This is a genomic window from Gibbsiella greigii (assembly GCF_039540155.1).
Classification (GTDB): domain Bacteria; phylum Pseudomonadota; class Gammaproteobacteria; order Enterobacterales; family Enterobacteriaceae; genus Gibbsiella; species Gibbsiella quercinecans.
The window spans coordinates 97454-111223 of the sequence record NZ_BAABEM010000050.1; the positions used below are offsets into that span (position 1 = coordinate 97454).

The 13770-nt window shown below is 52.6% G+C and carries 14 protein-coding genes; 5 read left to right on the forward strand and 9 right to left on the reverse strand.

The window, feature by feature from the left end; genetic code table 11:
* Positions 1–22: 22 nt before the first annotated feature.
* The 9 genes from AC559G_RS22255 to AC559G_RS22295 form a co-directional block, all read right to left on the reverse strand.
* Positions 23–1228: a lactonase family protein gene (locus AC559G_RS22255; RefSeq protein WP_498914747.1), complete on the reverse strand. Its 1206-nt coding sequence runs from the start codon at positions 1226–1228 to the stop codon at positions 23–25.
* A 55-nt stretch (positions 1229–1283) separates the two neighbouring features.
* Positions 1284–2024 (reverse strand): 2-dehydro-3-deoxy-phosphogluconate aldolase, encoded by a 741-nt coding sequence (gene dagF, locus AC559G_RS22260; protein ID WP_498914874.1) that lies wholly within the window; start codon positions 2022–2024, stop codon positions 1284–1286.
* A 2-nt stretch (positions 2025–2026) separates the two neighbouring features.
* The gene (locus AC559G_RS22265) at positions 2027–3142 is read right to left on the reverse strand and encodes a DgaE family pyridoxal phosphate-dependent ammonia lyase (protein WP_498914749.1); all 1116 of its coding nucleotides are present in this window, start codon (positions 3140–3142) and stop codon (positions 2027–2029) included.
* A complete protein-coding gene (locus AC559G_RS22270; RefSeq protein ID WP_498914876.1) occupies positions 3126–4265 on the reverse strand; it encodes an amidohydrolase/deacetylase family metallohydrolase in 1140 nt (379 codons plus the stop codon). The genes AC559G_RS22265 and AC559G_RS22270 overlap by 17 nt, the downstream gene beginning before the upstream one ends.
* Before the next feature lie 64 nt (positions 4266–4329).
* A complete protein-coding gene (locus AC559G_RS22275) occupies positions 4330–4980 on the reverse strand; it encodes a DUF4310 family protein (RefSeq protein WP_438599366.1) in 651 nt (216 codons plus the stop codon).
* An 11-nt stretch (positions 4981–4991) separates the two neighbouring features.
* A complete protein-coding gene (locus tag AC559G_RS22280) occupies positions 4992–5768 on the reverse strand; it encodes a DUF4311 domain-containing protein (protein ID WP_498914751.1) in 777 nt (258 codons plus the stop codon).
* 145 nt (positions 5769–5913) lie between these two features.
* Positions 5914–6210 (reverse strand): DUF4312 family protein, encoded by a 297-nt coding sequence (locus AC559G_RS22285; protein WP_498914878.1) that lies wholly within the window; start codon positions 6208–6210, stop codon positions 5914–5916.
* Positions 6210–6575 carry a glycine-rich SFCGS family protein gene (locus AC559G_RS22290; protein ID WP_438599364.1) on the reverse strand — a complete coding sequence of 122 codons (366 nt, stop codon included), beginning with the start codon at positions 6573–6575 and terminating at the stop codon, positions 6210–6212. The genes AC559G_RS22285 and AC559G_RS22290 overlap by 1 nt, the downstream gene beginning before the upstream one ends.
* A 13-nt stretch (positions 6576–6588) precedes the next feature.
* Positions 6589–6921, reverse strand: a complete 333-nt coding sequence (locus tag AC559G_RS22295; protein ID WP_498914880.1) for a glycine dehydrogenase — start codon at positions 6919–6921, stop codon at positions 6589–6591.
* Positions 6922–8026: 1105 nt separating this feature from the next.
* On the opposite strand from AC559G_RS22295, the gene AC559G_RS22300 reads away from it, so the two are divergent.
* The 5 genes from AC559G_RS22300 (at position 8027) to AC559G_RS22320 (ending at position 13593) form a co-directional block, all read left to right on the forward strand.
* Positions 8027–8659: a fimbrial protein gene (locus AC559G_RS22300; RefSeq protein WP_498914753.1), complete on the forward strand. Its 633-nt coding sequence runs from the start codon at positions 8027–8029 to the stop codon at positions 8657–8659.
* Positions 8660–8725: 66 nt separating this feature from the next.
* Positions 8726–9400: a fimbrial biogenesis chaperone gene (locus AC559G_RS22305; protein ID WP_498914755.1), complete on the forward strand. Its 675-nt coding sequence runs from the start codon at positions 8726–8728 to the stop codon at positions 9398–9400.
* Between the two features lie 32 nt (positions 9401–9432).
* Positions 9433–11991 carry a fimbria/pilus outer membrane usher protein gene (locus AC559G_RS22310; protein ID WP_498914757.1) on the forward strand — a complete coding sequence of 853 codons (2559 nt, stop codon included), beginning with the start codon at positions 9433–9435 and terminating at the stop codon, positions 11989–11991.
* Complete coding sequence (locus tag AC559G_RS22315) at positions 11982–12512, forward strand: fimbrial protein (protein WP_498914759.1); 531 nt, start codon at positions 11982–11984, stop codon at positions 12510–12512. Before AC559G_RS22310 ends, AC559G_RS22315 begins: the two co-directional genes overlap by 10 nt.
* 52 nt (positions 12513–12564) lie before the next feature.
* Positions 12565–13593, forward strand: coding sequence for a fimbrial protein (locus tag AC559G_RS22320; protein ID WP_498914761.1), 1029 nt, complete (start codon positions 12565–12567; stop codon positions 13591–13593).
* The last annotated feature ends 177 nt before the right edge of the window (positions 13594–13770 follow it).

Sequence of the window (13770 nt, forward strand, 5' to 3'; positions counted from 1 at the left end):
AGGTTGCCCGGCGGGCGGCTGATTATTTTACGCCAGGCACAAACACCATCTGTGAAGGGCTGCCTACCGGCGTGTAGCCCTCAATAAAATGCAGTTTGCCATTGTGTTTATCCACGCTAAAGCGTGTCACGTTATCGCTGCGCTGGTTTAGCACATACAGATAGCGTCCGCTGGGATCCAGCGTGATGGTGCGCGGATAGTCGCCGCGCGTCCATACCTCGCCCAGCAGTTGCAGCTCACCGCCGTGGCCGATGCTAAACTGCGCCACACTGTTATGCAGGCGGTTCGCCACGTACAGGTTTTTACCGTCGGCGCTCAGCGCCAGCCCGGCGGTAAAGTTGGTGCCTTTATACTGCGCCGGCAATGTAGAAAGCGTCTGCAACGGCGCCAGCGTGCCCTTTTGCGCATCGAAACGGTAACGGGTCAGGGTCGAGGCTTCCTCATTCACCAACAGCACGGTTTTACCGTCCGGGTGGAAGACGAAATGGCGCGGGCCGGCGCCGGCGGAAGACGCGGCGATCCACGGCGGATCGTTTGGCGTCAGCTTCCCGCCGACCGGATCAAACCGCCATTGATAAATACGATCCAACCCCAGATCGGTTGAAAAGACAAACTTCCCGCTGGGATCGCTGGCGATCATATGCGCATGCGGGCCATCGTGATCGCTAATGGCAAAACTGCCTTCCACCGCTGCCGCCGGCTTGCCGGCCCCGGCCGGGCCCTGCTGTTGTTGCACCGCAACCGCTGCGCCCAGTGTGCCGTCCGCAGCGATCGGGAACACGGCAATGCTGCCGCTGACGTAGTTGGCGGCCAGCAGATGGCGGCCGTCCGGCGTTAAAGAAATAAATACCGGGCCGGCGCCCTGGGAATCCACCTGATTCAGCGGCGCCAGGCTGCCGTCCTGGGCATTGATACGCAACGCGCTAATGCTGCCGTGCTTGCCGCCGTTGTAATCGGCCACTTCGCTGGCCACATACAACACTTGCCCCTTGGCATCCGCCACCAGCTGCGCCGGGTTAGGCAAGGAGCTCACCAACGTTTTACCGCTGAGCGCGCCGCTGGCCGGATCAACCTGCACGCGATACACGCCCTCGCCGTTGGGGTTGTATGTGCCGATATAAGCGAAATACGGCGTTGCCTCTTGCGCATGCAACGCCGGGCTGGCCATCGCCAGCAGCAGCAGGGAAGCCGCGCCCCACAACGGGACGTTTGTTTGCCAGTTACGCATAATTGCCCTTTGTATTCACAGGGGCACGGCAAGCCGTGCCGTTGATATCAGGTGGTTAACCCACCAACCGTTTGACGATCGCCAGCAGGCTTTTCACATCCTGCGGGCGCGTATTGCCGCTTGCCGCATCGATGATGGAGCTGTATACGTGCGGGATCACCTGTTTGACGCCGGCCTCAAGGGCGATCTGCAAGATCGGTTCAACGTTCTCCAAATCGATCCCGCCGGTCGGCTCCAGTAAAAAATCATGCTCAGCGCAGGCTTGCGCCACGTAGCGGAACTCATCGCGGCATTTCAGCCCACCCATCGGGAAATATTTGATTGAGCTGCCGCCCATGTCTTTAAGCAACGCGATCGCCGTTTCCACCGGCACAATGCCGTCCGGTGCCTGGGCGCTCAGCGGCCCAGTGGAAATTTTGACGAAGCCGATGCGGCCGGTCGGCGAAACCAGACCGTTGACCACCGTCTCGTTCTGGCCGAGCAGCGCGCGGCTGGCGCCCACGCCGGTAAAGACCTGGTTCACGTGCTGCGGCTGCACCTGCCGGGCAATCAGGCTGACCATCGCCGATTGCTTCGGATCACCGGCCCCCAGCCCCACCGACAGCGCGTTATCAATCAGTTGCGCATAGCTCGCCATATCCGCCACCGCGCTGTCTACGTCCGGGTAGTTTTTCGAAAGCACGCCGACCAGCACATGCCCTTCCGCCGCCTGATAGATTTCCTGCGCGTTGTCTTTTGACCCCGCCAACACGTTCAGGCACACGCGGTCACGGTAGTAATTCGGCTTCAGCTTCATGCTCATGCTTGTTTCTCCAGCAAATTCTTCAGGCAGGTAAATACGGTCATCAGTTGTTGTTCATCAACGCTGCGCACGTCGACTTCGATCTTGCCTTCGTTGGCTTTGTAGCCGCGGAAGTAAATGGCGATAGCGCCCTCTTTCAACGCCTGCACGATCTCGCTGGTCGAGATGCCGATCGCCGCCTCATCAAAGGCGATCTCGGCTCGGGCGATATCGCGCCCGGCGCTGTCCCACACCACGCTGGCGCTCACACCGTTCAGGGTATTGAGGTTGTCGATAAACGCCGCCATGCGCTCTACCATCTGCGCCCCGCTGGTTTTTTCGCGCCGCAGGTAGCTTTCAATCGCCTGCGTCAGCCCCAGAATCCCTTCTTTACCCACTTTCATCGCGCGCCCGATGCCGGCGGCCTGCCGCTTCACCCACTCCACGTAGCGCTTTCTGCCAATCACCAGGCCGCTGGTCGGCCCTTCGATCGCTTTGGCGCCGCTGTAAATCACCAGATCCGCGCCCATTTGGTAGTAACACATCAGATCTTCTTCCGCGGCGGCATCGACGATCAGCGGCAGATCATGCTGGCGCGCCACCGCCACCGCCTGCTCTACCGACAGGATGCTTTTCTGCACGCAGTGGTGGGATTTGATATACAGAATCGCCGCCGTCTGCGGCGTGATGCAGGCCGCCAACTGTTGCGGCGAGCATTCGTTGGCATAGCCGGCCTCCACCACCCGGCCGCCGCCGAGCGCCACCATGGTATCCACCGGGGCGCCGAAGTTAACGTTGTGCCCGCGCGGCAACACGATCTCGCGCGGCTCGTTCACCGGCGACCGGTGTAGGTTGACCAACAGGTTGGCGTTATCCTTGACGATGATGCCCGCCACCGCCTGGGCGATGCCGGCGGAAGCGCAGGAAACCACCACCGCGCTTTCCACGTTCAGCAAATCGGCGATATAGGCGCCGGTCTTGTTGACCAGATCCTTGATTTCAAAGTAGTGATTCAGGCCGTAATCCACGGCATCGATCACATCCTGTGCCGGCGTGGAAACGCCAAGGATCGTCATGCGGCCAGAGGTATTAATGACCGGTTTTAAATGGTATTTTTCATAAATCGAAGACATGAGCGGCTTTCCCTTCATCGGTTAACAGGACGTCCCCGGCCACCACCGCGGCCAGCGGCACCAGCAGTTGTTCGCTCTCGGCAGTCTGCCCTTCGGAATCGGTAAACACCTGCGGCCCGCGGCGGACATCAAACAGCGTCAAATCGGCGTCAAAACCGGCGCGCAGCTGGCCCTTGCGCGCCAGGCGCAACGCTGCCGCCGCGTGGCGGGTCACGCAGTCGATCACCTGCGGCAGCGACAGGCCGCAGACAAAAAATTTCGACATCACCGCCGCCAGGCTGTACACCGGCCCGTTGATCCGGTTGCGGCAGTAAATATCGGAGCTGATGGTGTAGGGCAGGATGCCCAGTTGGATCGCCTGGCGCGCCACCTCGAAGCTGAAGCTGGCGCTGCCGTGGCCAACGTCCAGCAACACGCCGCGTTTCAGCGCGCGCTGAATGGAAGCCCGTAGCTCGCCGGCCGGCGTCAGGATCCGGTTGGGTTTGCCGTTGTAGCAGTGGGTGATAATGTCGCCCTGGGTCAACAGATCGGCGATTTCGTCCAAATCAGGCGGGTTATTGCCGATATGTACCATCAGCGGCAACTGATGGTTTTGCTGCTGGATCGCTTTGGCGCGCACCAGCGGCTTGATGCCGTTCTGGCCGACCACGCTGCTGCTCATGCGCGCCTTGATGCCGACGATAAAATCCGGGTAATCGGCCACCGCCTGCTGCACGCCCTGCGCATCGATCTGCGCCATATCGGCCAGCTCATTCTGGGCCGAGATGCCGGTGCGGGAAATGTTCAGGAAAGCAAACACGTTGGTTTTAGCGCTGCGCGTCAGGGTATAAAAATCATCAATATCGTTGGCGCCGGTGCTGCCGGCGTCGATCACCGTGGTCACGCCGCTGGCGATCCCCACCCGATCCGGCTCGTCATGGTAGATCGGCGAGGCGGGATAACAGTGCACGTGGCTATCGATCCAGCCGGCGCTCGCGTAATAACGCCCGGCCAGATCCAGCTGGCGTTTGGCGCCGGCCGCCGTTGGCAGCGTGCCCACCGCCACAATCTCGCCGGCACGGATCGCAATATCGGCCAGGCTATCGTCCACCAGCCTGGCACGCCGGATAATCAAGTCATACATCATTCGTTACTCCGTATTCATCGGCGGCGCCGGTTGCGGCGCCACCTGGCCTGGCGATCGCGGCTTAGCCGATCGCCACCGGGAAAAACGCCCCCAGGATCATCGCGCCAAGGATCGCGCCGCCGGTAATCGGCTTGCCCCAGACATAGAACAGCAGCGCGCCGAGCAGAGAGCCCAGACCGATAGGGATCGACGCCGTCATGGCCGACAGGATGATCAACGGCCCGAGGAAACGGCCAGATGAGTTGCCGGCCCCCATCATCACATCGGCGCCGTAGGTGGAATTGCTTTGGTTAATGGTGAATTTGCGCGCCAAAATGATCACATAGCCGATGGCCAGGCCGATGATCAGGCCGGTCGCCAGCGAAGCGGCAAAGTTGGCCACCGGGAAGACGATCCCGGCCCCCAGCAACAGCGCCGGCACGCCCAGCCCCACGCCGGTCTGGATCGCCCCGCCGATGTCCAAAATACCCACCAGCGAGCCTTCAATGATGCGGGCAAACAGGAAGCTGGCACCAAACGCCGCCACCGCGCCGTAAACGCCGGTGTCCATGCCGGCCCGCAGCATAGAAACGAAGGCCACTTCGTTGAAGGCGCCGATGCCGTACAGGTAGTACATGTGCGTCCCGGCGAAGACCCCGGAAGAGAGCAGGCCGACAAAAATCGGGAACGACCAGTCGGCGTACCAAAAGCCTTTTTGGGTTTGATCTTCCATCATTGCGCTCCTTATTTGCCGCTCAGGCTGTTATGGATGATGTTCAGCCAGTCCGGCACGCCCAGGCTGAAGGATTCGAGAAGTTTCATATCAAAGCCGCGGAAGAAGCCGCTCAGCACGAACAGTAGGACGATCGCCGCCATCATGATTTTGGTGACGCGGTTCCAGCCGCTCTCTTCAACGCCTTTGCCGATCAGAATGCCCAGCACCAGGCCCGGCACCGCATTGCCCATGATCAGCTGCGCCAGGCCGCCGAAAATGGTGCCCCAGAAGCCGGAGCGCTTGCCCGCCTCAATCGCCGCTAGCCAGAAGATCACTGGCATCACGGTATTCACCAGCAGGTTGGCGGCCGGTACCAGCACCTTGATCGCCGTCACCTGCAGCGCGGCCGGCACGGCAGACGCAGTGGTATTGAGGAACGCCACCACCAGCGCGCCGATAATGCCGCAGGCAATGGCCATTTTTTTCGGATCGTGCAGGGTTTGCCCCAGGTTACGGTTTTTGATCATCAGCGCCGCCGCGCCCCAGTTAGGGATAATGCGGTGATCGACATCCTGCGTGAAGGCGCCGGCCGCCACCGAGGACGCCCAGGCGTTAAAGAAAAAGCCCAGGCCGAATGAGAAGTGTGATGCGGGATCGCCTTCGCAGGAGTTCAGTTCGCCCAGCGTGCGGAAGGCCCCCATGCCCTGTGTGGTTGGCGCATGAAACATACGTGCCGCACCGGCGCCAACGCCCACGCCGACCAGCCCGCCGATAATAATCGACTTAAGTAAGATAATTAGAAACATCAGTCGCCCCTTGCTCCCCTGCGCTTTGCAGGTTGCAGGCGTGTTCGCGTTGCCGCCCGGCCTAGCCGCATCGGTGATGCAAGCGCTTACGGGTTCGCTTCGCCACTATCCTGTAACGTACAACCGCCGGAGATATGCCAATATATTATTTCGTGGTGAAGACAACCTTTTCGGTATTGATGATTGTCACACTCACGGTTATTTCCAGAGAAACGGCATAGCTTTTTCTTACACGCGGCAGAAAGAAAAAAAGGAACTTCTCTTTAATTATTTTTTCTTCCGCGCTTAATACGCTGATATCCTGCGGCTCAATGCGCAGCAGAATATTATTGGTAGACTTTAATACCGCACCCTGCACATTCGCCAACGCGCTGGCAAAAGCCTTTGCTTTGCTGTCGCCCCGGCCAGAAACCATGACTGATGTGGTATATTGTTCTTTCATCATGCGTTACCGTGTTTTTTTATGTAGGCTTCCACCAGTTTTTTACCCAGCTCTTCCTTATCCATAAAACCGAAACCCAGCACATTGCAGCCCTCATTAATTGCCGTAACGCCCTCTTCGATCGAACGCATGCCGTATTTCGCCTTATAGCCATATTTCGTCTGGGCAGTAATGGCGCCGGCGCCGCCGCTGCCGCAAAAAGAGATGCCCAGTTGCGCATTTTCGGCTTTCATCACGTCACCCAGCTTCATGTCCGCCGCCATGCCGGGGATCACCACGGCCTTGCCGCCGGCGCTTTCCACACCCAGGCCCACTTTCTGCCCCTTCCCCAGACGATCGCCAATCACTACGGTAATATTTCCCACGGTATTCTCCTGATTAATTTGTTGATGATGCGTTATTATCTTTTGCTACTTCAAAATGTACGGAAAGCAAATAAGCCTCTTCTATCGGCAGCGTTTTAAGCTGATCCACCACGCGCTGGGCCATTTGCATGGAATGCGCCGAAATTTCATCAAATAAAGATTTATCCACCTCAGGTAAGGGCTCGCCGGTAATAGAACGCTGCACCATGGCGCGAACATGCGATTCCAGCATTTGTTGCTGCACACTGTTGGTATAAATATTCTCTGCGTTTAACATCGCGGTAATATCGGCCAACAGCTGTGTGGTGATTACCGCCACCCGCTCGCCATCCGCCGGTGGTAAAATTGCCTGTTCAGATCCTTCATTCACTTTTCAATACCTCTAAGTGCCGCGAACCATCGCCCTATAACAAAACGGACGAATAACCTGCTTCATACCTTTCATACTTCAAGCCGCTGGGCGGAACGCTAACAACGTTTTTTGAACAGCACCGGCATTGGCCCGGCCAAAATGTGAAGCTGACGAGCATGTATGGCAAAACAACCAACGCATCCGTAACTTGACGTATAACAGGTATCTCTGATGGCTTAACCCTAGCGCTGCAAGCATGGTCTGTGTAGCGTGTTTTTTTCCAGTTCAAAGTGGAAATAACGTAGCCAGTAAAGCGCTAGATCTAAAATAATTCGAGTTACAGGACAAAAATGCAAAAGCGTTTTTGCACAACGCTGGCACTGAAGGGATGAAGCCGTATGGCCGCATCACGCGGCGTTGCTGCGACAAATTCGTCGGGAACGAATTTGGCCAGCCAACTGCTGGCCAGCGGTGAAAGACAGGATATCTCTCATTCAATCCCCAGTCACTCACTTGGGTAAGTGACTGGGGTGAGCGACAAAGCTGCCGGAAGCATATTTTAACGCTGCAAGCCGCGGCCTCTTTGTGGCAGGGCCCAAAGATAGGCTGAGTAATAACGCCAACGCATCTGCAACCTGTAGGATGACGAGCATAAAACTGTAAATCTAATGGTATGGTTATACTTTTCATTAATTCCATCAAAATAAAAATATAATTAAATTAAAAAAACAGAACAAAAAACCAAATGCAAAATAAACAAATAATTTAGTTGCTGCCTTCTTTAAATCATGTTTTTATACTTCCACATATTTTAAAAACAATTCGAGTTACCGGGAAAACGCAAGCACGTTTTTGAGCAACGCCAGCGCTGGCCACGAAGAACTTAGGCCGAATCACGCAGCGACGGCTACATCGTGACAAAACCCGGTGATGGCCCAGGAAATAAAGCCAACACACCTGTAGCTTGAAGTATAAAAGGTATATATGTAGCACGGGTAGAAGTGCAAAATAAATATTAACAACAGCAAGCATAAAACTATTATTATCCGCACCACAAAGCACGCTGACAAATATGAAATAAAATAATGGATTTTATTTAATGTTCGTCATCAGCTATGCGGTGCTGGCTAAGTTGAAAAACCATAATAATCTACATAATCAAGGAGGAATGTCTCTTATGCGTATTATTACCAAATCGGCAATGGCTGCTTTTATCAGCAGTGCTTTATCACTATTACCAACCCTTACTTACGCAGCGGTGACCGTTGATGGTGGAACTCTCAACTTTGAGGGAAGCGTAGTGACAACCGCCTGCGCACTGTCCAGCAGTTCCGCTACCCAGAGCATTAATATGGGCCAGGTAGGCACACCGAACCTTGCGACAGCGGGTACCACCCTGTCCACAGGCAAAGAATTCACTATCCAACTAACGGACTGCGATACCAGTGTTTATACAAACATTGCAATCACATTTACCGGCGTTGCCGATGCCAATGATCCGACAACACTGGCCGTAGGCGTTGCCGGGAACAGCACCTACGCACAGAATCTGGGGATCCGTTTCTTTAACTCATCCGGTACGCAAGTGAAACTGAACGAGGCCAGTACAGCAACAGCCCTGACGGGGGGGAGCAACATCCTGACCTTTACAGCCAAATATCACACGGAAAAAGGCAGTGTAACCGCCGGTGATGCCAGTGCCGTTGCTACTTATACCTTGACTTACTCTTGATAGTAAAACCCCGGAACGGGCTACTGTTCCGGGCCTTTTCCCACTGAAATGAGAGGTCATGTAATCATGCGTATTTCACATGTTCTGTTAACAGTAGCAACTCTGCTTTCGCCTCTTTTGGCATATGCAGGCGGCGTGGGCCTAGGGGCTACACGCCTGGTTTACCAGGCCGGGGATAAACAGGCTGCGCTTGGTGTCCGCAACACCAATGAAAACGATCCATATTTAATTGAAACCTGGCTGGATAACGCCAACAATGAGCAAACCACTGATTTCGTCGTTGTGCCGCCGCTTGCGGTACTACAACCCAAATCTGAAAACACGCTTCGTATTATGTTTACCGGCCAGGGGTTGCCGCAAGACCGAGAGACTCTTTACTGGATGACGGTGAAGGCAATCCCACAATCTGCGCCACATGAAAAAAACACGTTGCAGATGGCTGCAGCCAGCCGTATTAAAGTCTTTTATCGCCCAACTAATTTGCCCATCGCGCCAAGTGATGCATGGAAACGCCTTGAGGGAACATTCAATACAGGAAAGGTAACGCTACATAACCCTACGCCTTATTACATTACGCTCTCTTCTTTAACGATCGATGGCAAGAAAGTCACCCCATTAATGATCGCACCAAAAAATAAAATAACACTTACCGGTACATTCGCTAATGCAAAAAAAGCAGAATATCAGACCACCAATGATTATGGCGCCATTACCGAAACGGCAACAATAAACATCAAATAAAATGACACTAATACATTATTAATTATTGGCCTATGAATAATTACCTAATTGTTCGTGACAGCATACTAGCATTAACTCTTTTCCTCACAATGCACACTATATACGCTCAGGTAAAATACAATTTCAACCCGATGTTCCTTACCGGAAAAAATGGCAAGGTGGCAGATTTATCATGGCTTGAAAATGGAGCGGATCTTCCTCCAGGGAAATATAACACAACGGTTTTTATTAACGATAAATACGTCGATAATATAGAAATAAAATTTGTCACTGACGAGTCAAACGGTAATCACCTGTTGTTGCCCTGTTTCAGCGCAATAGAAATAGACAGCCTGGGCATCGATCTGACAAAAGCGCTGAAGGTTGCGCCGCAGGAGAACTGCCTGATTCTGGAAAAACTGTATCAACATCAGGGCATCACAAGACATTTCGACGTTGGTAAACTGGTACTGAGATACACCCTACCTCAGGCGTTGATGCTGCATCGCCCACGCGGGCATATCAGCCCAACTCGCTGGGAAAGCGGTATTAGTTCTGCGTTTCTAAGCTACAGCATGAATGGATCGCAGAGCGAGTACCACAGTGACATTAGCCTGAAACGCACGAATTACTTTTTGGGGCTGAACAGCGGTATTAACCTGGGCGCATGGCGGCTGCGTGATAATTCGACCTGGGCCTGGACGAATAGTCAAGGCGGGCAATTGGCGCATGTTCGCACAGCATTGCAACGCGATATCGTCCCGTTAAGAGCGCAACTAACGCTGGGAGAAACCTGGAGCTCATCGGCAATCTTTGACTCTGTCGGCGTTCGCGGTGTGCAATTAACTTCTGACGAAAATATGCTTCCCAACAGCCAGCGCGGCTATGCGCCAGAAGTTCACGGTATTGCACGCAGCAATGCCACGGTCCGTATTCGTCAAAACAACAACATCATTTATCAGACCAGCGTCCCCCCAGGCGCCTTCATCATTAATGATCTCTATCCCACTTCATCAGGAGGGGACCTCCAGGTTTCGATTGAAGAAAATGATGGCCAAGTAACAAGCTATACCGTGCCATTTGCCAGCGTACCTAATCTGGTAAGGCCCGGTCAGGCCAAATACTCGTTCAGTGCGGGCCGATATCGCAGCGGATACAATCAATCATCACCTTTTTTCCTGCAGGGAGATTTTTTTTACGGTTGGCGTTACGATCTGACGTTTTATGGCGGCGCTCAGTATTCCGATAATTACCGCGCTTTCGCCGCCGGGATCGGCCAGAACCTGGGCAAACTGGGGGCTTACTCACTGGATACCATCCATGCTGGCAGTACACTGGCCAATAACAAAAATTACAGCGGTAACTCAGTACGCTTCCGCTACGCTAAAGCACTCAATACGCTCGGCACAACGCTCAATTTTTATTCCTGGCATTATACCACCAGCGGTTTTTATACCCTTAGTGATACAGCCTACCGCCATATGTATGGTGGTGAAAATGATATTTCACTTGATAAAAACGGTCAGATTGTAATCGATTACGGTAATTATTACAATCTACGCTATGCACGCAAATTGCAGAATCAGATTTTACTCTCGCAAAGACTAAGTGACTATGGTTCTGTTGCTATTTCATACAACCAACAGCGCTACTGGAATACAAATAAAACTAATAACAGTATGCAATTCTCTTACAATACATCATGGAAGGCCATCTCATTGAGCGCAGCCTGGCAACATAATAACAATATCTGGTCAGACAAAAGCGATAATATATTTTCCCTTTCATTATCTATACCACTAAACGAATTACTTCCCGGAACACAAATTCGCTATGGAATGACTCACAGTGCAGAAACCAGCACATCGCACAGCATAGGGGTTAGCGGTTATGTACCGGGCTATGACAATTTCAATTACAATCTGAATGCACGATATGGCACGCGAAATAATAACCAGAACGGTGCAGATATGGCACTACAATATCAGGGAAGCAATGGGGTTTATAATGCAGGTTACAGCTACACAAATAATTCACGTTATTACAGTGCCGGAATTAATGGCGGTGTGGTAGTACACCGTGACGGCATAACTTTCAGCCAACCACTGGGGAATACCAATATTCTCGTTAAAGCACCCGGTGCCGCTAACGTGAAGATCAATAATCAAACTGGAATTTATACCGACTCCCGCGGCTATGCCGTTATCCCATACGCCTCACCTTATCGGGAAAATCGTGTTGATCTCGATGTAAAAACCCTTGGTGAAAATATAGAGCTACCGCAATCAATCGTCAGCAATATACCGTCTGAAGGTGCGTTGGTGCGAGCGACGTTGAAGACAAAAATTGGTTTCAGAGCGCTATTAACGCTGAAACGAGGCAGGTCCGCGTTACCATTCGGTACGCCTGTTACCCTTATAGGGGATAAAACGGTAAACGGTATTGTGGGTAACAACGGGGTCACCTGGATTTCCGGTTTACCTCAAAGCGGTACATTGCTGGCAGAATGGGGAACCGGATCCGAACAACGTTGCACAAGCACATTCGCGCTGAAAAAAGATAATTATAACCATGAGACGAATATCTATACACAGGAGCTGAAATGCGAATAAGCAGAGCAAGAGTCATGTTATTATCGGCCACAATTACTTTAGCAATGTGGATAATGCCAGCAAAAAGTTATGATGTTTTCCTTAGCGTAACGGGTGTGATCAGTGGAAATACCTGTACAATTGCCAGCGAGTCAAAAAACATCTATATCCCGCTGGGAAATATTTCTAATCGTCAATTTCTGAACGTGGGTGATGTCAGTCAGATAAAGACATCATTCACTATCCGGCTGGAAGAATGTGGCCCAACGTTTGAAGGTGCAAAAATTACATTTAGCGGCATAGCCGATGATAACGATAGCCAGTATCTGAAAATAGATGACGGTGAGGCCTCTGGCATAGCCGTAGCCATTATGGACAATAAGAACGAAGTGATCGCGCTGAACAGTACCACTTCTATCTATGGCTTAGCTAATCAACAAAGTCTCGATATTCTTTTTTATGCCCGTCTGGTTGCAACCAAAATTCCAGTAACTGCGGGCAAGGTGGCGGCAACGGCAACCTATACCGTTGAATACTTATAAACAACGATCACGCCGGTACGCATAAACTGTATTTTTACGAGACACTCAACCAATGAAACTACACGCTTATTATCTTTTTCTGCTCGCTTTCCTGACGGCGTTAACCGCCAGCCCCACACAGGCATTGGAATGGAAATCTGATATCATATTATCGCCCGCCACTCTTACCTATTCTGGCCCGGCTGACTCCGTCACCGGCGGTAGTATTATCGGTAACAACTGGAGCGCCACGCAAAGCGTTAGCCAAGTATTCTGGTGCGGCTGGATTTTTACCTGCAGCAAGGGAACAATGGAGGCCTCCAGCTCTATCGTCCCGACTGGAGAAACCGTGGTCATGGATGGCGTAAACTATAGCGTATTTGAAACCGGCATCCCCGGTATCGGCTTTATACTAGGCTTGAAAGATACAAATGCCACTACCTGGATTCCACTGCAGACAGAAATCATACAAACCTATCCAACAGATGAAGCCAATAGCTCCGCTAACGATTTAGGGTGGTCAGCAAAAGTCTCTTTCATTAAAACCGGCTCACCACTGAAAAGTGGTAACTATACCATTCCCTCAATTACCGCTGCCGTACTGACGGCTTACAATAACGAAACGGCCACGGCTAAAGTCATCATTAATTCTACTACCGTAATCGTAAGCGCAACTGGCTGCACTATCAGCACACCCAGTGTAGCTATCAATTTGGGTACGGTTGATATGCATATCCTAAGCGCGGTAGACAGCACATCCGAACTGAAAAACTTCAATGTCAGCCTGCAGTGTGATGCTAATATCTCACTGAACGCCGTTATTACCGACCAAACAGACCAAAGCAATATCTCACAAATCGTTTCTCTAACACCGGATTCCACCGCAACGGGCGTTGGCGTACAATTTTTCTATAACGGTACAGGGCCATTATCTCTGGGGCCAGACAGTTCGCTCAATTCCACTCCCAACCAATTCTTTATCACCAGCACATCTCAGGCAGAAAACCTATCTTTACCATTCCAAGCGCGCTATATCCGTACCGGTGCGATTACTCCGGGCACCGCCAACGCTTTAGCCAGCATCACATTCTCTTACCAATAGGCATCCGAGCCGGAGGCGTAGCCTCCGGCTCAACCGGCAATGCCGGCGTTCAGTCGTGAATACCGATATAGAAAGCCGTCAATCAGAAGAGCCTTCTTATCGGTTATTGAACGGCACAACATCCCACTGCAGCCCCCACATTTCTACTATCAGATGTTTATCCCAGGCGAAGTATGC